The organism is Egibacteraceae bacterium, from assembly GCA_040905805.1.
Classification (GTDB): domain Bacteria; phylum Actinomycetota; class Nitriliruptoria; order Euzebyales; family Egibacteraceae; genus DATLGH01.
Genome location: JBBDQS010000019.1, coordinates 16,604 through 36,711 on the forward strand (window position 1 = coordinate 16,604; position 20,108 = coordinate 36,711).

19 protein-coding genes, 1 tRNA gene and 1 pseudogene are annotated in these 20,108 nt (G+C 74.2%); 19 read left to right on the forward strand and 2 right to left on the reverse strand.

Translation table 11 applies throughout. The features are described 5' to 3' along the window. The first annotated feature begins 135 nt into the window (after nt 1-135). The 8 genes from WD250_03560 (at nt 136) to WD250_03595 (ending at nt 8,188) form a co-directional block, all read left to right on the forward strand. A complete protein-coding gene (locus WD250_03560) occupies nt 136-456 on the forward strand; it encodes a hypothetical protein (GenBank protein ID MEX2619276.1) in 321 nt (106 codons plus the stop codon). 19 nt (nt 457-475) lie between these two features. Continuing rightward, nucleotides 476-694 (forward strand): hypothetical protein, encoded by a 219-nt coding sequence (locus WD250_03565; GenBank protein MEX2619277.1) that lies wholly within the window; start codon nt 476-478, stop codon nt 692-694. A 112-nt stretch (nt 695-806) separates the two neighbouring features. Beyond that, nucleotides 807-1,046: a twin-arginine translocase TatA/TatE family subunit gene (gene tatA, locus WD250_03570; protein ID MEX2619278.1), complete on the forward strand. Its 240-nt coding sequence runs from the start codon at nt 807-809 to the stop codon at nt 1,044-1,046. Between the two features lie 12 nt (nt 1,047-1,058). Next, nucleotides 1,059-1,883 carry a twin-arginine translocase subunit TatC gene (tatC, locus tag WD250_03575; protein ID MEX2619279.1) on the forward strand — a complete coding sequence of 275 codons (825 nt, stop codon included), beginning with the start codon at nt 1,059-1,061 and terminating at the stop codon, nt 1,881-1,883. Further along, nucleotides 1,880-4,618: a DEAD/DEAH box helicase gene (locus WD250_03580; protein MEX2619280.1), complete on the forward strand. Its 2,739-nt coding sequence runs from the start codon at nt 1,880-1,882 to the stop codon at nt 4,616-4,618. Before tatC ends, WD250_03580 begins: the two co-directional genes overlap by 4 nt. 23 nt (nt 4,619-4,641) lie before the next feature. Next, nucleotides 4,642-6,168 (forward strand): FAD-binding oxidoreductase, encoded by a 1,527-nt coding sequence (locus WD250_03585; protein MEX2619281.1) that lies wholly within the window; start codon nt 4,642-4,644, stop codon nt 6,166-6,168. Beyond that, nucleotides 6,165-7,238: a (Fe-S)-binding protein gene (locus WD250_03590; GenBank protein MEX2619282.1), complete on the forward strand. Its 1,074-nt coding sequence runs from the start codon at nt 6,165-6,167 to the stop codon at nt 7,236-7,238. The genes WD250_03585 and WD250_03590 overlap by 4 nt, the downstream gene beginning before the upstream one ends. After that, on the forward strand, nt 7,235-8,188 hold the full coding sequence (locus WD250_03595) for a diacylglycerol kinase family protein (protein MEX2619283.1): 954 nt from the start codon (nt 7,235-7,237) through the stop codon (nt 8,186-8,188). The genes WD250_03590 and WD250_03595 overlap by 4 nt, the downstream gene beginning before the upstream one ends. Before the next feature lie 46 nt (nt 8,189-8,234). Here WD250_03595 and WD250_03600 read toward each other — a convergent pair whose 3' ends face one another. Further along, on the reverse strand, nt 8,235-9,950 hold the full coding sequence (locus WD250_03600) for a glycerol-3-phosphate dehydrogenase/oxidase (GenBank protein MEX2619284.1): 1,716 nt from the start codon (nt 9,948-9,950) through the stop codon (nt 8,235-8,237). 74 nt (nt 9,951-10,024) lie between these two features. On the opposite strand from WD250_03600, the gene WD250_03605 reads away from it, so the two are divergent. From WD250_03605 to WD250_03655, 11 genes are all read left to right on the forward strand, one after another. After that, nucleotides 10,025-11,119, forward strand: coding sequence for a Xaa-Pro peptidase family protein (locus WD250_03605; GenBank protein MEX2619285.1), 1,095 nt, complete (start codon nt 10,025-10,027; stop codon nt 11,117-11,119). Next, nucleotides 11,116-11,532 (forward strand): GNAT family N-acetyltransferase, encoded by a 417-nt coding sequence (locus tag WD250_03610; GenBank protein ID MEX2619286.1) that lies wholly within the window; start codon nt 11,116-11,118, stop codon nt 11,530-11,532. Before WD250_03605 ends, WD250_03610 begins: the two co-directional genes overlap by 4 nt. Beyond that, complete coding sequence (locus WD250_03615; protein MEX2619287.1) at nt 11,529-12,671, forward strand: acyl-CoA dehydrogenase family protein; 1,143 nt, start codon at nt 11,529-11,531, stop codon at nt 12,669-12,671. The genes WD250_03610 and WD250_03615 overlap by 4 nt, the downstream gene beginning before the upstream one ends. A 3-nt stretch (nt 12,672-12,674) precedes the next feature. Continuing rightward, nucleotides 12,675-13,004, forward strand: coding sequence for a hypothetical protein (locus tag WD250_03620; GenBank protein ID MEX2619288.1), 330 nt, complete (start codon nt 12,675-12,677; stop codon nt 13,002-13,004). A gap of 25 nt (nt 13,005-13,029) precedes the next feature. Then, entirely contained in the window at nt 13,030-13,683 is a 654-nt protein-coding gene (locus WD250_03625) for a ribonuclease H (protein MEX2619289.1), read from the forward strand. Beyond that, the gene (locus tag WD250_03630; GenBank protein MEX2619290.1) at nt 13,680-15,215 is read left to right on the forward strand and encodes an amidohydrolase family protein; all 1,536 of its coding nucleotides are present in this window, start codon (nt 13,680-13,682) and stop codon (nt 15,213-15,215) included. Before WD250_03625 ends, WD250_03630 begins: the two co-directional genes overlap by 4 nt. 501 nt (nt 15,216-15,716) lie before the next feature. After that, nucleotides 15,717-16,196, forward strand: a complete 480-nt coding sequence (locus WD250_03635; GenBank protein MEX2619291.1) for a hypothetical protein — start codon at nt 15,717-15,719, stop codon at nt 16,194-16,196. Nucleotides 16,197-16,206: 10 nt separating this feature from the next. Next, nucleotides 16,207-17,817 (forward strand): apolipoprotein N-acyltransferase, encoded by a 1,611-nt coding sequence (lnt, locus tag WD250_03640; protein MEX2619292.1) that lies wholly within the window; start codon nt 16,207-16,209, stop codon nt 17,815-17,817. A gap of 11 nt (nt 17,818-17,828) precedes the next feature. Next, nucleotides 17,829-17,904, forward strand: a tRNA-Glu gene (locus WD250_03645). A 156-nt stretch (nt 17,905-18,060) separates the two neighbouring features. Next, nucleotides 18,061-18,534, forward strand: a complete 474-nt coding sequence (locus tag WD250_03650; protein MEX2619293.1) for a hypothetical protein — start codon at nt 18,061-18,063, stop codon at nt 18,532-18,534. A 10-nt stretch (nt 18,535-18,544) separates the two neighbouring features. Next, nucleotides 18,545-19,345: an inositol monophosphatase family protein gene (locus WD250_03655; GenBank protein MEX2619294.1), complete on the forward strand. Its 801-nt coding sequence runs from the start codon at nt 18,545-18,547 to the stop codon at nt 19,343-19,345. A gap of 444 nt (nt 19,346-19,789) precedes the next feature. Here WD250_03655 and WD250_03660 read toward each other — a convergent pair. Continuing rightward, nucleotides 19,790-20,086 (reverse strand): annotated as a pseudogene (locus WD250_03660) (transposase). Nucleotides 20,087-20,108 lie beyond the last annotated feature (22 nt).

The following is a 20,108-nucleotide window of genomic DNA, read 5'->3' on the forward strand; positions in this document are numbered from 1 at the left end:
TGGCGGTCGCGAAGCGACCGCCCTGGATGCTGAGATGTGCATCGTTGCAAGGGGCGCGCTCAAGTTCCTGCCTGCGGGGGCCGAGACATCACGTGACCGCACGCAACCCGAGCTCACCAGCGGAAGGTGAGGAGCATGACGACCATCAAGACCAACTGTCCGACCTGCGGCGAGGTCGACCTCACCCCCGACGACATCGAGCTGCACCCCGGGCCCGACGCAGGCCAGGGGTCGTTCTACGCCTTCGGCTGCCCCGGCTGCCAGGGGCTGGTGCGCAAGGAAGCCGACGAGCGCGTCGTGCGCCTGCTGGTGTCGGCCGGTGTGTCCCGGGTCGTCGCGGTCGCGGCCCCGCAGTCGCAGGACCCGCCGCTGACCTACGACGACCTGCTCGACCTGCACGCCCTGCTGGCCACCGACGCGTGGTTCGACGACCTCCTGGACCTCGTGCACCCGTAGCGGGCGCTACGCTCGGGTCATGTCCGTCTTCGTCATCCTGGCCCTGGCGTGTGCGGTCATGGCGTGCGCCGCGGCCGTCCTCGCGACCTTCCAGGTGGTGTCCGCCAGCCGGCGGCTGGCCGGCACGGTCGGCGAGACGATGACCCAGCTGCGCCCCCTGGTCGACGAGCTCACCCAGGAAGCCGCGGTGACGGCCGCGGAGCTCGAGGCCTTCAGCGCCCGCGGCGGGGATCGCTGAGCCTCGGGTGCGCTGAGCAGGGAGAACAGGTCCCTGCGGTCGGAGGGCGCCGCGGCATACACTGGTCGGTGATGGCCGCCACCAGTCGCATCCACACGCTCGGGGAGTCCCCATGAACACCGTCGTCGCGATCACCCCACCCGGCATGCCCGAGCTCATCGTGATCGTGGTCGTGCTCGTCTTGCTCTTCGGGGCCCGGAAGCTGCCCGAGCTCGGCAGCTCCGTCGGCCAGAGCATCAAGAACTTCAAGAAGGGCATCGCCGAGAGCAGGGACGCGGGGTCCGAGACCTCCACGCCGGACCCGGACCCGGAGCAGGTGGGCCAGGACTCCCGCCCCAAGAGCGAGCAGTAGTCGGTCCCATCCATGGCAACGACCGCGACGCCACGCGACGCGGGGGGTGACAGCGCACCGCCTGCCGTCGGCGAGATGACGCTCTTCGAGCACCTGAACGAGCTGCGCGGCCGCCTGTTCAAGTCGGCGCTGGCCATCGCGCTCGGCTTCGCGGTCGGCTTCGTCTTCCGCCACGACGTGTTCGCGGTGCTGATCCGCCCGTACTGCGAGCTCGATCCCGCCCTGCGCGCCGGTTCCACCCTGTTCGACGCCGATCGCTGCCAGCTGATCGTGACCGAGCCGCTGGCGATGTTCTTCCTCAGCCTGAAGGCCGCCGCGGTGGTCGCGGTCGTGATCGCGGCTCCCTATGTGTGCTACCAGATCTGGCGGTTCGTGACGCCGGGGCTGGAGGCGGTGGAGCGCAAGTACGCCCTTCCGTTCCTGGTCATCAGCCAGCTGCTGTTCATCGGTGGCGCGGTCTTCAGCTACGTGGTCATCCCCCGGGGCCTGGAGTTCCTGCTGGGCCTCGCCGGCGACGACGTCGTCGCGCTGCTCGACGCGGACGCCTACCTGGGCTTCATGCTCCAGGTCATGGTGAGCTTCGGGATCGCGTTCGAGTTCCCGCTGATCCTGATCATGCTGGCGCTCATGGGCGTCGTGGGCACCGAGGGCCTGCGCCGGTGGCGACGGCACGCGATCTTCGGAGCGTTCGTGGCCGCAGCCATCATCACCCCCACCCAGGACCCCTTCACGCTGTTCGTGATGGCCGCTCCGCTCGTGCTGTTCTACGAGATCTCCATCCTGGTGGCCCGGCTCATCGAGCGCCGCCGGCGCCAGGACGTGCTCGACCCGGCGTGACCTCCCCCGACGGTCTGCACACGGAGCCGTACGCGGCGTTCGCCCGGGCGTACGGCTTCCCGCTGGACGACTTCCAGCTGGCGGGGATCACGGCCCTGGCGGAGGATCGCTCGTGCCTGATCGCCGCGCCGACCGGGGCCGGCAAGACCGTGGTGGGCGAGTACGCCGTGTGGCGGGCCCTGGAGCGCGGTGGCAAGTGCTTCTACACCACGCCGATCAAGGCGCTGTCGAACCAGAAGTACGCCGACCTCTGCCGCCGGCACGGCGCGGACGCCGTCGGGCTGCTCACCGGCGACAACGTCGTGAACGGCGAGGCGCCGGTGGTCGTCATGACCACCGAGGTGCTGCGCAACATGCTCTACGAGGGGTCCTCGACGCTCGTGGGCCTGCACGCGGTCGTCCTGGACGAGGTGCACTATCTGGGCGACCGGGCCCGCGGGGCGGTCTGGGAGGAGGTCATCATCCAGCTGCCGCTCAGCGTGCAGCTGGCGTGCCTGTCGGCCACCGTGTCCAACGCCGAGGAGTTCGGGGCGTGGCTGCTCTCCGTGCGGGAGTCCTGCGACGTGGTCATCTCCGAGGTCCGGCCGGTGCCGCTCGAGCACCACTACGCGGTCAACAACCGCATCTACCCCATCTTCCGGGCGGGCAAGAAGGGCGGCAAGACCCCCTCGGCGGAACGGGTCGCCGCCGCCAAGCAGGCCCGCGGCGGGACGCCCAACCCGGAGGTGCTCATGCTGGAGCGCCGGTCAGGGAGCAGCGGGCGGCCGTCGCGCAAGGGCTACCGCCAGCACACCGGGGTCCGCCTGCGACCCCCGCGGCGCAGCGCGGTCGCGGTCGAGCTGCGCCGCCGCACGTGGCTGCCGGCGATCTACTTCCTGTTCTCGCGGGCCGGCTGCTCCGACGCCGTCGGCCAGCTGGTGCGCGACGGTGTGCGGCTGACCACCCCCCCGGAGGCCGAGGCGATCCGCGAGATCGTGGCGGAGCGCACCGCCGGCCTGCCCCCCGAGGACCTCGACGTGCTCGGGTTCGACGCCTGGTCCCACGCGCTCGAACGGGGCGTCGCCGCGCACCACGCGGGCATGGTGCCGGTGTTCAAGGAGACCGTCGAGCGGTTGTTCGTGCAGGGCCTCGTCAAGGTTTGCTTCGCGACCGAGACCCTCGCGCTCGGGATCAACATGCCGGCCCGCACCGTCGTGGTGGAGCGACTGGAGAAGTGGAACGGGCAACGCCACGCGCTGCTGACCCCCGGCCAGTTCACCCAGCTCACCGGCAGGGCCGGGCGGCGGGGGCTCGACCCCGTCGGTCATGCGGTCGTGCTCTACCAGCGCGACGTGGACTTCCCGGCGGTCGCGTCCCTCGTCGGGCGGCGCGTCGAGCCGCTGCGGTCCAGCTTCGCTCCCTCCTACAACATGGCGGTCAACCTCCTGCGCCGCCACACCCGGGTCGAGGCCGAGGGCCTCCTGGCGCGCTCGTTCGCGCAGTTCCAGGCCGACGGGGGAGTCGTCGGCGACGAGGCCCTGCTCGCCCGCAACCGCGAGGCGCTGGCGGGATACGCCCAGAACCTGCGTTCGGAGGCAGGCAACTTCGCCGAGTACTGGTCCCTGCGCCAGGAGCTGTCCCACCGGGAGAGCGAGGGCGCCCGGCGGCGGCGGCGGCGTCAAGGGGAGACGGTCGAGGCCGGCCTGGCGTCCCTGCGTGAGGGCGACGTCATCGTGCTCCCAGACGCCGACGACGATCCCGGCCTGGCGGCGATCGTGTCCCGCACCACCAGCCGCTCGGGCACGCCCCTGGTGGGCGCCGTCACCCACGACCGCAAGCTGGTCCGGCTCGGGCCCCGCGAGTTCGAGCGGCCGCCCCGCAAGGCCGGCTGGGTGACCCTCCCGCGCGGCGGTGGGCCCCGGCAGAGCGACTACCGCAAGGAGCTCGCGAACCAGCTGCGCCGTATCGAGGCGCCCTCGGCTGGGCCGCCCAGACCCGCGGTCGGGGCACCCGACGAGGCCACCCGGGAGCGCATCGCCGAGCTGCGGGCAGCGATCCGCGACCATCCGGTCCACCACGATCCCGCGCTGCCCGACGTCGAGGTGTGGGCCCATCGCTACGACGAGCTCGCCGCCGACACCGAGCGCGTCGAGCAGCGGGTCCGCCAGCGCACCGGCTCCCTGGTCCGCCGGCTGGACCGCATCATCGGGGTCCTCACCGACCTCGGCTACCTCACCGACGACGACCTCGACCCCGAGCCCACCGGCCCAGGGGTCCTGCTCGCGGGGCTGTACGCCGACACGGACCTGGTGCTGGCCGAGGTGCTGCGCCGGGGCGTCCTGGACGTCCTCGACGGGCCCGAGCTGGCCGCCGTCGCCAGCACGTTCGTGCACGAGAGCCGGCTGAAGGAGCCACCCGAGCCCTCGCTGCCGACCGCCGGGGTCGAGGCCGCGTTCGAGCAGGTCGTGAGGGTGTGGAAGGAGGTGGTCGCCCGGGAGGAGGCCGCGTCCCTGCCCCAGACCCGCCCGCCGGACCCGGCCTTCGCCGACATCGTGTGGCGGTGGGCACACGGCGCCGACCTCGACGAGGCGCTCGGGACCTCCGACCTCACCCCGGGGGACTTCGTGCGCGACACCAAGCAGGTCGGCGACCTGCTGCGGCAGCTGCGGGACACCGACCACACGCCGGTCGTGTCGACCGCGCACCAGGCCGCCCGCTCCCTGGTCCGCGGGGTCATCGCCTACAGCGGTCTGTAGCCGCGCCGCTAGCATGCGCCAGCATGCGCACGGTTGACGCCGAGCTCCTCACCGAGCTCACTGGCCTGGTCGGGGCCGCGCAGGTGAGCACCGAGGCGGGTGAGCTCGCCGCCCACGCCCGTGACTGCTGGCCCCGCCTCATGATGCGCGAGCGCGCCGGCGAGGTCCTGCCGCGACCGGCGGCGGTCGTGTGGCCGACCGGCACCCCCGGCGCGTCCGCGCTCTACGCGTGGGCCACGCGCCGGGGCGTGGCGGTCGTGCCGTTCGGCGGCGGGGGCGGGGTCGTCGGTGGCGCCGCACCGGTCGAGGGCGGCATCGCGGTCGACACCAAGCGGCTGAACCGGGTGCTGGAGCTCGACGAGGAGTCCGGGTACGTCGTGGTGCAACCGGGCGTCATCGGGCAGAACCTGGAGGAGTGGCTCGGTCCGCGTGGCTACACGCTCGGCCACTTCCCGAGCTCGATCACCTTGTCCAGCGTGGGCGGCTTCGCCGCTGTCCGGTCGGCCGGGCAGCTGTCCACCAAGTACGGGCCGTTCGCGGTGATGGTGGCCGGTCTGGAGGCGGTCCTGCCCGACGGCACGGTGCTGCGCCGTCGGGCGCAGCCCGCGTCAGCGGCGGGGCCTGACCTGACCGGGCTGTTGCTCGGGTCCGAGGGCACACTCGGCTTGATCACCGAGCTCACCCTGCGCGTGCATCCCAAGCCGGAGGCGATGGCCTTCGCCGGCTACCGCATGCCGTCCTTCACGAGCGGTCTCGCGGTGCTGCGCGACCTGCTGCGCACCGGGCTGCGACCAGCCGTCCTGCGCCTGTACGACCCGACCGAGACGCAGATGAACCACGCCGACCAGGTCGAGGCACCTCCAGGACGGTCGCTGCGCGACCGCCACACCCGGCACAGCAGAGAATCGCCTCCGCAAGCTCCGGCGATTCACGTCTCAGACGGCTGCCTGCTGGTCGTGGTCTGCGAGGGCTGGTCGGACCTCGTCGCGTTGGAGGATCGCACCGTGCGGGCCACGGTCGGCGCGCACGGCGGCGAGGACCTCGGGGAGGCGCCGGGGCGCCACTGGCACACCCACCGCTACGACGTCAGCTATCGGCTGGCCGACCTCATCAAGCCCGGTGGCGTGTTCGGCGACGCCGTGGCGGTCGACACCTTCGAGGTCGCCGCCCCCTGGGCTCGCCTCCGCGCGACCTACGAGGCGGTCCGCACGGCGCTGGCAGCGCACAGCGACCTGGTGCTCTGCCACGCCAGCCACGCCTACCCCGACGGGGCGGCGCTGTACTTCACCTTCGGCGCCGCCGGGCAGGGCGACGAGGCCGCCGTGGCGGCCCGCTACGACGCTGCCTGGGCGGGCGGCCTGGACGCGGCGGTGCGGTCCGGCGCGACCATCACCCACCACCACGGTGTGGGCCTGGTGCGGGCGCCCTGGCTGGCCGAGGAGCTCGGCGAGGGCGGCATGACGCTGCTGCGGCGGGTGAAGGCCGCGCTCGACCCGGCGGGGATCGCCAACCCCGGCAAGTTGGGGCTGGGTCTCGGGGGGACCGGATGACCCGGCCCCGACTCCCAACGATCGCGGACATCCGAGCCCACGCCGAGCACTGCTCGTACAACGCCAAGCTGTGCCGGTTCGCCTGCCCGGTGGCGACCGCCACGGGCAGGGAGTCGGTCACCCCCTGGGGCATCAACCGGGCCATCACCGCCGCCGCGCAGGACGGGGCGGTCACCGCCGCGACTGCCGCCGCCGTGTACGGGTGCACGGGCTGCCGGTCATGCGGCGGGGTGTGCCTGCCGGGCCTGGACCTGCCGACCCACGTCCGCGCCGCCCGCGCCGAGGTGGTCGCGGCGGGCCTCGCACCGCCGGGCGTGGAGGCGGGCGCCGGCCGGGCCTGCGCGCCCGCTCCCGAGCTGCTGGCCGGCGCGCAGCCGGGTGCGGCCACCGTGGTCTACCCGGGCTGCCGCTCGGCCGGCGGGGCGGCGCTGGCAGCGGTGCTGGCCGCCCTGGGCCACCCCTATGACGTCGTGGCCGACGCCACCTGCTGCGGGGCCCGCACCGTGGACGTCGGGCACGCCGAGCGCGGCCTCACCGAGGCCGCGGCGCTCGGCCGGCACCTGGAGCGCGCGGGGACGATCGTCGTGGCCGATCCCCACTGCGCCCGGTGGCTGCGCATCGACCACGACGACGAGCGGGTGGTGCCGCTCGCGGTGTTCCTGGCCGACCGGCTCGACGGGTTGGCAGCCCGGACCACGCCCGCAGCATCGCGCCCCGTCGCCTGGCACGATACGTGCTGGCTCGGACGGGGGATGGGCGTCTACAACGAGCCCCGGGCGGTCCTGCGGGCGGCCGGGACGCCGCTCGTCGAGCCGGCCCACACCCGCCAGCACGCCCGCTGCGCCGGTGGCGGCATGGGCTATGCCGAGACCGACCCCGCCGGTGCCGAGCGGATCCTGGCGGGCTGCGCCGCCGGCCTGCGGGGCGCGCTGTCGGGTGCCGACGGCCCGGTGGTCACCGCCTGCCCCACGGCGACCGACCGGTTGCGCGCCGCCGGCCTCGACGCCCACGACCTCGCCGGCTGGCTCGCCAGCCGCCTCGACGACGGAGAACCGGTGATGTCACGATGAGCCACACGTTCGGGCCCCTGCGGCTGATCGCCAACATGGGTGCGGGCCGCGGCGCCGTCGGGACGACCCTGACGACGCTGACCGAGCATCTGGCGGCCCTGGGGGTGGAGTTCGACCTGGTCCGGACCACCGCCGCCGGCCATGCCACACAGGCCGCGCGCGACGCGCTGGCCGACGGGGTGCGCTACCTCGCGGCGGTCGGTGGGGACGGCACCGTGCACGAGGTCGCCAACGGCATGGTGGAGTGGGTGTCCCCCGGCGACGGGGGCGCGCCCGAGCCCCGTCCGGTGGCACCCGACGCGGTCCTGGCCGTGGTGTCGGCCGGGTCGGGATGCGACTTCGCGCGCACCTTCGGGCTGGACCGCAAGCCGGAGATCCTCGCCAAGCGCCTGGCCACCGATCAGGTCATGCCGATCGACCTCGGCGTGGTCGGCTTCGTCGACGCGGACGGGGAGCCGCAGGCGCGGATCTTCGTGAACATCGCGGAGGTCGGCTACGGCGCGGAGGTCGTGCGGCGCGCGGCGCGGTTCCCTCGCTTCATCGGCCGGCTGCGCTACCTGCTGGCCTCGTGGAGCGCGATCGCCGCCTTGGAGCGCCAGGAGACCACCGTCACGATCGGCACGGAGGAGAAGACCCTCGCCGTGGTGGAGCTCGTGGTGGCCAACGGCCAGTTCTTCGGCGGGGGGATGAAGGTCGCACCGCGCGCCCTGCCGGACGACAACCGGTTCAACGTCCAGGTCTTCACCGGGCAGCGCAGCCAGGTGTTCCTGCTCACGTCCAAGATCTTCCGCGGCGAGCACGTCCCCCACCCCGAGATCGTCGAGCGCATGGCCCAGACGGTCGCCATCGCCCCCGACACCCCGCTGCTGGTCGAGGCGGACGGCGAGCTGCTCGGGACCACGCCCGCGCGCTTCTCGCTGCTGCATCGGGCGCTGCGCCTCAAGATCTGACGCCGATGCGGAGAATCGCCCTCGCAAGCTCGGAGCGATTCTCGAGTCAGGCGGCCGGGCCGCCTGACCGGCGCGGTGGCCTCGCGGGCGCGGCCGGGGCGGCGGCGCGCAGGGGCACCACCCCGCGCTCGGCGGCGATGCGGTCGCGGTAGGCGGCGACGCTCGCGGCCGCCTCCCCCGCCGTCCACCCGAGGACGTCGGCCAGGACGGCGGCCACCGCGTCGGCGGCTCGACCGCCGCCCGCGGGGTCACGCAGCGACACCCGGGTGCGCCGGTCGAGGACATCGTCCACCGACAGGGCCATCTCCTGCTCGACGGCCCAGCGCGCCTCCGCCCGCAGGTAGGGCAGGCCCGGGACCAGGGCATCCGCGCCATCCGGCGTCGTGGCCGCCAGCTCGGCCACCTCCACGGCCTGGTCGCCGTGACGCTCGACCAGCGGCCCCGCCAGGCCCGGGTCGAGGCCGAGGGCACCCAGGACGCCCGCGGTGCGCGCACCGGCAGCGTCCACCCGTCCCCGCAGCCCCAGGGGGATGCGGTCGCTGTGCCCGCGGGAGCCCGCCGCGGCGCCACCGAGGGTGGCGGCGACACGGTCGACAACCTCCGCGGCCATGGCCCGGTAGGTCGTCAGCTTGCCGCCCGTGATGGTGAGCAGCCCCTCCGGGCCCGCCACCACGGCGTGGCGTCGCGACAGGGTCTCGGAGTCCATGGGCAGGTGCGCCTCCGAGACCAGCAACGGTCGCAGACCCGCCCAGGCGCCGACCGCGTCGCGAGGTCCGAGGTCGGTGCCGAACGCCGCATTGACGGCGTCGCTGAGGTACGCCGCGTCGGCCGCGCTGACGGTGGGGGCGTCGAGCGGTCCCCCGTAGGCCTCGTCGGTGGTGCCGACGACCACGCACTCCTCCCACGGCAGCACGAAGACCATCCGCCCGTCCCCGGCCGTCGACGGGATCAGCGCCGCAGCGGTGACCCGCACGTCTGCGGCCGGGAACACCAGGTGCACCCCCTTGGAGGGGACCAGGGTGGCGCCGCCCGGATCGTCGGCCAGCGACCGCAGGTGGTCGGCCCACACCCCCGTCGCGGAGACGGTCTGGCGGGCCCGCACCGCCACCTCGCGCCCGCCCACGCGGTCGCGCACGGTCGCCCCGGTCACGCGCCCGCCGGACTGGTGCAGCTCGACGACCTCCGCCCGGGTCGCGATGTCGGCCCCGAAGCGGTGCGCGGTGCGGGCGACCTGCAGGACCAGCCGCGCGTCGTCGGTGCGGCAGTCGTGGTACTCGTATCCGCCCTGGCCGAGGCCCTGCACCAGGCCCGGGATGCGATCGGCGACCTCGGCGGGGCGCAGGCGGTGGTGGCGCTCGACGTTGCGGAAGGACGCGAGGCCGTCGTAGATCCACATGCCGAGGCCGGTACGCGCGGTGCTGCGCCAGCGGCCGGTGTCGGGCACCACGAACGGCAGCGGCCGGACGAGGTGGGGCGCCAGCCGCCGCAGGAGGTCGCGCTCCACCGCGCTCTCGCGGGTCAGGCCGAACATCGCCTGGGCCAGGTAGCGCAGGCCACCGTGCACCAGGCTCGACGACCGCGACGAGGTGCCCGCAGCGAGGTCGTCGCGCTCCACCAGCCCCACCCGCAGCCCGCGCGCCGCGGCGTCCAGGGCGATGCCCGCCCCGGTGATCCCCCCGCCGATCACGAGCAGGTCATAGCCGCGGTCGCCGAGGCGGTCGAGGTTGGCCTCGCGGGTGGCGGCCGAGAACGCGCGGAGCATGCTTTGCACCCTACCCGTGCCGGGGGCGTGCGCCTGGCAGCAGACGGGCGCGCGGCTCACTAGGATCTCGCACTATGGGCACGACGACGCTGCAGCGGGCCGAGGCCACCATGCGATCGATGGGGGTGGACGCGCTGCTGCTCGGGCCCGGCGCGGACCTGCGCTACCTGACCGCCTACCACGCGCTGCCCCTGGAGCGGCTCACACTGCTGGTGGCGCGGGCCGACGGCGTGCACACCCTGGTCGTGCCCGCCCTCGAGCGGCCCCGCGCCGAGGACGCCGGGCTGCCCGACGCGGTCACCGTCGTCGACTTCTCCGAGACCGACGATCCCTTCGCGGTCGCCGCCGCTGCGCTCGACGGCATCGGCACGGGCCCCCGTCTCGGCGCGGGGGATCGCCTCTGGTCGACGTTCCTGTTGGGGTTGCAGGCCGCGGTCCCCGCAGCCACGTGGATCCGGGCGTCGTCGGTCACCCGCGAGCTGCGGATGCGCAAGGCGCCGGCGGAGGTGGACGCCCTGCGGCGGGCCGGACAGGCCATCGATCGGGTGCACACCGATGTGGCGGCGCTATTGCGGCCCGGCCGCACCGAGAGGGAGGTGGGCCGCGACATCGGCGAGCGGATCCTCGCCGAGGGACACCAGGCGGTGAACTTCGTGATCGTGGCGTCCGGGCCGAACGGGGCGTCGCCGCACCACGAGACCGGGCCGCGTCGCCTGGCCGACGGCGACGCGGTGGTGGTGGACATCGGCGGCACCTTGGACGGGTACTGCTCGGACTGCACCCGCAACTACGTGGTGGGCTCGGCCCCCGAAGGCTACGCCGACGCCCACCAGGCGCTGGAGGCGGCCCAGCGCGCGGCGGTGGAGGCGGTTCGTCCCGGCCAGACGGCGGCGGAGATCGACGCGGCGGCCCGCGAGCCGCTCGAGGCAGCCGGGTACGGGCCGGCGTTCGTGCACCGCACCGGCCACGGCATCGGGCTGGAGGAGCACGAGGACCCCTACATCGTCGCCGGCAACGACCTCGAACTCGAGTCCGGGATGGCGTTCTCCGTGGAACCGGGGGTCTACCTGCCGGGGCGGTTCGGCATGCGCATCGAGGACATCGTGGTGGTCACCCCCGACGGGTGCGAGAACCTCAACCGCCTCGAGCGGGCCCCGGTGCGGATATGACCGCCGAGACCACGCCGCAGGTCAGCCGTGCGCGCATCGAGGAGGTGCAGCCGCTGGCGGCCGAGTACCGGCGCGACGCCCAGCAGATGGGCACCACGCTCGAGCCCCCGCTGCCCACCGGCGCGCTGTTCTGGATGGCGACATCACCCGAGGGCGACCCCATGGGCTACGCGGCAGGCACGCTGAGCCCCGAGGGGCTCGTGCTGGGCCCCTTCTTCGTGCGGGCGGGTCACCGGCGGGCCGGGGTGGGCCGGCGCCTGCTGGCCGAGATCGAGCGCTGGGCCACCGGGGCGCGCATCCCCGTGGTCGAGGTGTCGGTGGCCGCGGACAACCCGGCCGGGGTCGCGTTCCTGGAGGCCGCGGGCTACCAGGCCCGCCGCCTGCTCATGGCCCGACGCGACCCGACACCGTGAGCCCCGAGCACCCGGACACCGAGCACCGGGCGCTGCTCGACGTCGTGCGGTCCTACGCGACCGCCGAGCTCCAGCCGCGGGCGTCCGCCGACGAGGCCGCCGGCCGCTTCCCCCGCGACGTGTTCGCCCAGCTCGGCGAGCTCGGGCTGATGGGGCTGCCCGTGGCCGAGGAGCACGGTGGTGGCGGCGGCCAGCCCAGCGGCATCGCCCTGCAGGTGGCCGAGGAGCTGAGCCGGGCGTGGCTGACCGTGGGTCTCGGGCTGTCGGTGCACGCCCTGGCGACGTGGGCGGTGGAGGCGTACGCGGCGCCGGAGGTGGCGGCCGAGGTCGTCCCGCGCCTGGCGACGGGGGAGTGGCTGGGGGCGTACTGCCTGTCCGAGCCGGGCAGCGGCTCGGACGCCGCGGCGCTGGTCACCAGCGCGCGTCGGGACGGGGACGACTACGTGGTCGACGGGACCAAGGCGTGGGTGAGCCATTCCGGGACCGCCGACGTGTACGTGCTCATGTGCCGCACGGGCGAGGACAAGACCGGTGGCATCAGCGCCCTGCTCGTCCCGGCCACCACCCGGGGGGTGAGCTTCCCGCCACCGGAGCACAAGATGGGGTTGCGTGCCTCGCCCACCGGCCAGGTCGTCTTCGACGGCGCGCGGGTGCCCGCGCGCAACCTGCTCGGAGGGGAAGGCGACGGCTTCCGCATCGCGATGCGCGCGCTTGAGGGCGGTCGGCTGGGCATCGCCGCCTGCTCGGTCGGCCTCGCCCAGTGCGCGCTGGACCACGCCGTGGCCTACGCCCGCCAGCGCGAGCAGTTCGGCCGGCCCATCGGCGAGTTCCAGGGCGTGGGGTTCCTGCTCGCCGACATGGCCGCGGGGATCGAGGCAGCCCGGGCGCTGTACCGGGCCGGCGCGGCCCGCCGCGACGCCGGGCAGGACCACCGCCGCCTGGCCGCCATGGCCAAGCTGGTCGCCAGCGACACGGCCATGGCCGTCACCACCGACGCGGTGCAGGTCTTCGGCGGGTACGGCTACACCACCGAGTACCCGGTCGAGCGGCTCATGCGCGAGGCCAAGGTCCTGCAGATCGTCGAGGGCACCAACCAGATCCAGCGCATGGTGATCGCCCGCGACCTCCTCCGCGGGTAGCCGGTGGCCTCCCCCGACCGCGACCGCGACCGCGACCGCACGACCGTCCGCCGAGCCCTGACCGCCGGGGTGGGGCTCTGGGTGGCGCTCGCCGCGGTGGGGCTCACCCTGGTCATCCGCGCCGGCGGGGACGGGAGCGCGGGCGTGGTGGTGGTGGCCATCGGCCTGGTCGCCGGATCGCTCCTGGCCAGCGCCTGGCTGCTGCTGGCCGCCTGCCTGGACCTGGTGGCCGGCGAGCCTCCCGGGCGACGGCGGACGATCTGGACGGTCGTGCTCATCCTCTTCACGTTCGCGAGCCCGCTGCTGGTCGCCGGGGCGCAGGCGGCCCGGTAGCCAGGGCCGGTACCCTGTGGGCCCGATGGCCTTCACCTGCACGTCCTGCGGCGCGTCCTTCACCCTGCCTGCCCGCGTCCGTGAGCAGTATCCCGGGTGGGAGCCCGACCGGTGCCGCGCCTGCCACGGCGGCCGGTCCGGCGGTGCGACGGCGCGGAAGCGTCCCGCCGCCGCGCGGCGGTCGGGCGGGGCGGGGGAGGAGAACCTCACCATCGCCCAGGTGCTCGCGAAGTACTCCGACGGGCCGTCCGACGGCGTGTTCACCGACGGCAGCGCCCAACCGAACCCGGGGCCGGGCGGGTGGGGTGCGGTGTACGTGGTCGACGGCGAGGTCGTCGACCAGGCCCACGGCAGCGATCCCGACACCACCAACAACCGCATGGAGCTGACCGCGCTGATCGCGGGCTACGATCTCGTCCCCCCGGGGGTGGCCATGACGGTGTACACCGACAGCAAGCTGTGCGTGGACACGATCACCACGTGGGCCGCCGGCTGGGCGCGACGCGGCTGGACCCGCAAGAGCGGTCCCATCGCCAACCTCGACCTCGTCCAGCAGCTGTACGAGCGGGCGCAGGCCCGCCCCGAGATCACCCTCGCATGGATCGCCGCCCACAGCGGCGCCCGCTGGAACGAGTACGCGGACTCGTTGTCGACGGCCTACCGCCGCGAGGAGCTGTGAGCCCCCCGCCGGTCCCGGAGACCACCCTGGTGGTCGCGGCCGGCATCCACACCTTGGATCCCGCGAGCCCCTCGGGCCGGCGGGCCATGCTGCTGGCCGGCGACCAGATCCTCTGGGTGGGCCCGAGCGCCCGGGCCGCGCCGCCCCACGAGCACGAGGTGGACCTGGGAGCCGCCTGGGTCTGCCCGAGCTTCGTCGACGCCCACGTGCACGGCACCGCCGCGGGACTGGCCCTGACCGGCCTGGACCTGCGCGGTGCGGCCAGCCTCGCCGAGTGCCTCGAGCGCCTGGGGCGCCACGCCGCGGCAGGCACCGAGGAGGTGGTGCTCGGCTTCGCATGGGACGACGAGGGGTGGCCGGAGCAGCGCCCCCCGAGCGCCGCGGACATCACGGCCGTGACGGGCAGCCGGGCCGTGCTGCTCGCCCGCATCGACGGCCACAGCTGCGTGGTGGATCCCGCCACGTTGGCGCGGCTGCCCCTCGACGGTCTGGCGGGGGTCGACCGCGACGCCGACGGGCGACCGACCGGCTTGCTGCGCGAGCAGGCCTGTGAGGCCGCGAGGCGGCGGCTGATGGCGCGGCTGCCCGATGCGCAGCTGGACGCCGCACGGCGGGCGACGTGCCGGCGGGCGGCCTCGCTCGGCATCGGCGGCCTCCACGAGATGGGCCACCCGGGCATCTCCGGCCTCGCCGACGCCCGGGTGTGGGCCACCGGGGACTGGCCGGTGGAGGTGCATACCTGGTGGGCCCAGCTCGACGGGCCGCGGGACCTGCGCCCCGGCGGCGACCTGTTCCTGGACGGTTCCATCGGCTCCCACACCGCCGCGGTCTTCGACGGATACGCCGACGGCGGCGAGCCCGGCCGGCTCTTCCACGCCGACGAGGCGGTTGCCGCCTTCTTCACCACGGCGACCCGGGCGGGCCGGGGCGGGGCCGTGCACGCCATCGGTGACCGGGCCGTCGACCAGGCCGTCCGGGCCCTGGAGGCCGCGGCCGCGGCCATCGGCGCGGACGCCGTCCACGCCTGCCGACACCGCATCGAGCACGCCGAGATGATCTCACCCGAGCTGGTCACCCGACTGCGGGACGTCGGTGCCGTGGTCAGCGTGCAACCGGCCTTCGACGCCCTCTGGGGTGGGCCCGACGGGCTCTACGCACGGCGGTTCGGCCCCGCTGCGGCGTGTCAGACCAACCCCCTGGCGTGGTTCGCCGCCGCCGGCGTGCCGATGGCCCTCGGCTCGGACGCGCCGGTGACCCCCCTGGACCCGTGGGCGGCGGTGCAGGCCGCCACCCACCATCAGGGGGCGTGCGGGTTGAGCCGCCGACAGGCACTGGCGGCCCACACCCTCGGCGGGCGGTACGCCGCGGGTCAGGACGCGGTCGGGGCGCTGTGCACCGGCGCCCGCGCCGACTTCGCCGTGTGGGGTGATGACCCGTTGGCCGTCGAGGACCCCCGGGACCTTACCTGCCTCGCGACGGTCGTCGCGGGCAGGGTCGTGCACGGGGCGCTCGGCGTCAGCCACCCGGCGTGACGACGCGGGCTCGCCGCCAACCCGGCCGTGCGGACGGCGCGCGGACGGCGCGCGGACGGCGAGAAATCTGCAATGATCCTGACCTGCACGTTCGTCACGAACACCCTGGTCAGAGACCTTTTCGTCAGCGGCGTCCCCGGTTGACGCGCCCGCCGCGGGGACCATAGTCTCCGGACGCCTCAACCCGTTACCCGCGGGTTGGACGGCCAAGGTGGAACGGGGCAGCGTTCAAGCGTCGCCCTGCCACCGGACGTTCGCACAACGGGAGGAAGGGCAGGCTCAGTAGAGAACTCGCGCGCCGGCCCAGCCGGCACGCGCGTGGTGCCAACGGCAGGCCCGCCTCACCGTGGCTCCGGAGCAGCGATGCTCCGGAGCCACGTGCGATTTTCTCCCCGCATGGGAACGTCCCAACCGATCAGGGCGTTGCGCCCAGCACGGCCAGCCCCTATAAAGCCGCTCATGCGGCGAGACGCGGCGCGCCAGACCAGGGAGGAGACGTCGGTGTCCACCGCCGAGTTCCATGACGACGACATGAGCGTCGAGGACGGCGTCGAGGACGGCGTCGACGACGAGGTCGACGACGAGGTCGACGGCGATGTCGACCTCGACGAGCTGTCGGACCTCGACGATGTCTCCATCGAGGTCGATGACGTCGATGACGCCGACGACGACGATGACGACGCGGGCACGAGCGCCGAGGACGACGAGGAGGTCGACGACCCCCCCACCGAGGAGGAGGACGAGGACGAGGGCGACGAGGAGACCGACGACGCCGAGGAGTCCCTCGACGTCCTGCTCGCCCGGGAGAAGGTGCTCGACGAGGATGACCTGGGGCGGATCGCCGCAGAATCCCGCACCGGTCTGAGCGTGCGGCCGGCGCTCATCGGCGCGGACGAGTTCACCTGCCGTTCGTGCTTCCTGGTCAAGCGCCGGGCACAGCTCGCCGACGAGCAGCGTCGGCTCTGCTTCGACTGCGTCTGATGCGGCTCCGGTGAACCCCGGGCTTCGCCGCGCGCTGCTGGCGGTCAGCGGAGGCGTCCTGCTGTACGCCGGGCACCCGCCGCTGGGGCTCGGCCCGCTCGGCCTGGTGGCTCTCGCACCGCTGCTGGTGCTGGCCCGCGACTGCGCGGGCGGCGAGCGGGCCGTGCGCGCCGGTCTGGGCTGGGGGATGCTGGCCGCGGCGGCGTTCTTCACCCCGCTGCTCTACTGGATCGCCGTCGTCGAGCCGGTCGCCCTGCCCCTGCTGGTCCTGTCGCAGTCCGCGGCCGTGGCGGGGTTCGTCGCCGGGATGGCCGCGTGGGGTGACCGGCCGTGGCGTCCGGTGGCCGCCGTGGTCTGGTGGGTGGCTCTCGAGGCCCTGCGCAGCATGGCCCCGTGGGGCGGGTTCCCGTGGGGGGTGCTCGGCTACACCCAACACGGCGGCGGTCTGCTCCTGCCCATCGCGCGCACCCTGGGCGTGCTCGGCGTGAGCGCCGCGTGTGCCGGCGTCGCCGCCGCCGTCGAGGAGGCCATCCATCGCCTCCGAGCCCTGCGCGCCGCCGGCCCCCCGACCCGCGCGTTCGGCGAGGCCGCCTTTGCGGCGGCGCGCACCCCCCTGCTTGGGGTCCTGGTGATCCTGGCCGCCGGGGTGCTGCGCGGCGGCGACCCGCCGGCGCCGACGGGTCGCAGCCTGGATCTCGCCGCGGTGCAGGGCAACGACATCTCCGACACGCGATCGCTGGCCCGCGACAGCGTCGTCGAGGTGGCCGAGCGCATGACCGCCCTGACCGAGCAGCTGGCCGCGGATCGCGCGGGGCTGCCGGACGTGGTGGTCTGGCCCGAGAACGCCCTGGACGCCGACCCGACCGCCGGCACGCGACCCGAGGTGACCGCCTTGGTGCACCGGGCGCTCGACGCGCTGGACGGCACGCCCCTGCTGGCCGGCATGCTGCGCACCGAGGCGGGCCGGCAGTTCAACACCATGGCCGAGCTCGCACCGGACGGGACGGTGCGCGACGTCTATGCCAAACGCTCGCTGGTGCCCTTCGGCGAGTTCGTCCCGTTCCGGGAGCACCTCGAGTGGGTGCCGGCGCTGGAGCGGGCCGGCGATTTCTCGGCCGGTGCGGACCCGGGCGTCTTCACGGTCGCCGGTGCCCGCGTGGCCACCGTCATCTGCTTCGAGAACACCTTCCCCGCGCTCACGCGCAGCCAGGTCCGTGCCGGGGCCGAGCTCTTGGTCGTGTCGACCAACAACGCGAGCTTCGGGCTGACGCCGGCCAGCCGCCAGCACCTCGCCTTCAGCCAGATGCGGGCGGTGGAGTCCGGACGCTGGGTCGTCCACGCCGGGCTCAACGGCATCTCCGCGGTCGTCGACCCGCAGGGGCGGGTCAGCCAGCAGACCGGCCTGTTCGAGCAGGCGATCATCCGCGCCGACCTGCCCCTGGTGGACGGGACCACGGCGTTCACCCGGACCGGTGACCTCGTCGGCCCGGCCGCCATGGGCCTCGGCGTCGCCGGCCTGGTGTGGCTGCTGTGGACGGGCGCGCCCCGGACGCCACGGCGCAGCGCACCGCCGGCGGCCAGCCGTGAGCCGGGCCGGGGAGAACCGGCCCGCAGCCGCTAGGCTTGGCGCCAGGTCCCGTCATCTAGCGGCCCAGGATGGCAGCCTTTCAAGCTGTTCACGCGGGTTCGAATCCCGTCGGGACCACCAGCCTCGGGTCCCTCGCTACGCCGCGCGGTCGCCGAGGCGGGGCTGCGGGGCGCCGCCGCCTCGCTACACTGCATCCAGACGGCCTTGGCGCAGCCGGGATCTTGTGCGCCTGCACGTACTGCCCGGCGCGCAGACGCCGGGAGGGATCGGGAGATCGTGACGACGAAGAACGCGCAGGTCTACCAGGTGTCCGTGGAGCGCCAGAAGGCCGCCCAGGCCGCCGGCAACTACGACCTCTCCGACCTGCCCGGGCAGCTCGCGGAGCCGACCGCGGCGGCGCGCATCGGCAAGGCGGCGAAGCAGGACAAGATCCTGAAGGGCCAGCGCACCCTGCCCACCGTGGCACGCCTGTCGCCGGGCTCGGCGCTCGCGGTGTTCGGCCGGCCGGAGTCCCGCTGGGCCATGGCCTACTGGCGGCGCACCGGTGGCGGCGCCACCATGACCGAGCTGCTGTCCTACGCCCGCCAGCTGGTGGGGATGAACCCCAAGGGCGGCCTCGTGGTCTGCCTGTGCGGCCACGCCGGCCAGGGCCCGTGCATCCCGCTGTGGGCGCCGCGCGACGAGGTCAGCCTCACGGTCCAGCCCAACGACCTGGTCCTGCGCTTCGACTCGCTCGTCACCGACACCTAGGGCCGGCCGCGTGGCGGTGGAGGTGACCGGCCTGCTCGGCTTCGCCATGGAGCTCGCCGACGTCGCCGACGAGCTGACCCTGGCCCGGTTCGGCGGCGCGGTGCCCGCCGACATCAAGGCGGACGGCTCACCGGTGACCGAGGCGGACCGTGCCGTCGAGTCCGCACTGCGGGAGCAGATCGCCGCCGCCTACCCCGCGCATACGGTCCTTGGGGAGGAGCAGGGCGGGGCGATCGACCCGCAGACCCCCACATGGGTCATCGACCCCATCGACGCCACGGCGAACTACCTGCGCGGGGTGCCGGTGTTCGCGACGCTGATCGCGGTGGTGGAGGGTGGGCGCCCGCTCGTGGGCGTGGCAAGCGCGCCGGCGATGGGGGAGCGCTGGGACGCCGCGGAGGGCCACGGGACCCGCCGCAACGGCCGGCCCGCGACGGTGTCGACGGTCGCCATGCTGGACGAGGCGCACGTCCTGCACGGCGGGTTGGACTGGTTCCGGCAGTCGCCGGCGTACTGGGAGCTGCTCGGCCGGCTGTCCGACGCCTGCTGGCGCACCCGCGGCTTCGGGGACTTCTGGATGCACCTGCTGGTGGCCGGCGGCATGGGCGATGTGGCCCTGGAACGCGACCTCAAGCCGTGGGACATCGCCGCGCTGGAGTGCATCGTCACGGAGGCCGGTGGGCGCCTCACGGCCTGGGACGGCGGACCAGCGCTGGCCGACCCCGATGGGGCGGTGCTGAGCACCAACGGCAGCCTGCACCCGCCCGTGCAAGCCCTTCTGGGCGCCGCCGTCGCAGCGCAGGACGGTTAGGTTAGGGCCTGGACCGAAGTAACGTTGCCGGGTCGCGGTGGTCATGCCCGACAGTGTCACACCGTCATGGGACACGTGATCGCATGGTGATCGCTGCACAGTCCTCCTTGCAGGCTGTCGCAGAATGGGCCGACCAGCAGCGCCGCGCGCCCCGCGTGGCCCCGTCTGCTGTCCCCGTACGCCTGCTGGCGGACGGGGAGCACGTCGTGGCGCCCTGGCCGCCCGGGGTGCCGCCCGTGTGGACCCGTCGGAGTCGCACGGACCCGTGGGCGGCGTGTAGCGGGCGCAGCGCGGACACTTTGCCGGCGTCGCTGCGCGCACCGCGGCCACCGGGGCCAGGGCGCACAGCGGTGGCGCGGTCAACGTCTGCGGTCACAGCCGGCAGACGACCGTCACGACGCGATCGAATACCTCGCACCCCACACCAGACAGCGAAGAGCTGCATCATGCGACAGCCTGCTTGATGGGCTTGAGCAGCTTGACGGTGACCGAGAAGCGCGCGTCGTGGGCGGCGCAGCCGGCGATGAACGCCCGCGAGTAGAACGCCGCGTCGGCGCGCACCGTCAGCGCGCCGGTGGCGCCGGCGTCACGGACCCGACAAAGCGTCTCACGGATGAACGTGCCCGCCCAGCGCGCGGAGCCGGCGTTGCCGCCACGCATGCGCGCGTGCAGCACTTCCCCGGTGCCCACCAGCGTCGCCAGCAGCGGGTGGTAGCCGCGCACCTTGGTGTAGCCAAACCGTGCGCCCTGCTTGGCGGTGCCA

Bases quoted from the DNA above. Each gene is read 5' to 3' on its own strand.
- WD250_03560 (MEX2619276.1), top strand. From the start codon at position 136: ATGACGACCATCAAGACCAACTGTCCGACCTGCGGCGAGGTCGACCTC.
- WD250_03565 (MEX2619277.1), top strand. From the start codon at position 476: ATGTCCGTCTTCGTCATCCTGGCCCTGGCGTGTGCGGTCATGGCGTGC.
- tatA (MEX2619278.1), top strand. From the start codon at position 807: ATGAACACCGTCGTCGCGATCACCCCACCCGGCATGCCCGAGCTCATC.
- tatC (MEX2619279.1), top strand. From the start codon at position 1,059: ATGGCAACGACCGCGACGCCACGCGACGCGGGGGGTGACAGCGCACCG.
- WD250_03585 (MEX2619281.1), top strand. From the start codon at position 4,642: ATGCGCACGGTTGACGCCGAGCTCCTCACCGAGCTCACTGGCCTGGTC.
- WD250_03590 (MEX2619282.1), top strand. From the start codon at position 6,165: ATGACCCGGCCCCGACTCCCAACGATCGCGGACATCCGAGCCCACGCC.
- WD250_03595 (MEX2619283.1), top strand. From the start codon at position 7,235: ATGAGCCACACGTTCGGGCCCCTGCGGCTGATCGCCAACATGGGTGCG.
- WD250_03600 (MEX2619284.1), bottom strand. From the start codon at position 9,950: ATGCTCCGCGCGTTCTCGGCCGCCACCCGCGAGGCCAACCTCGACCGC.
- WD250_03605 (MEX2619285.1), top strand. From the start codon at position 10,025: ATGGGCACGACGACGCTGCAGCGGGCCGAGGCCACCATGCGATCGATG.
- WD250_03610 (MEX2619286.1), top strand. From the start codon at position 11,116: ATGACCGCCGAGACCACGCCGCAGGTCAGCCGTGCGCGCATCGAGGAG.
- WD250_03625 (MEX2619289.1), top strand. From the start codon at position 13,030: ATGGCCTTCACCTGCACGTCCTGCGGCGCGTCCTTCACCCTGCCTGCC.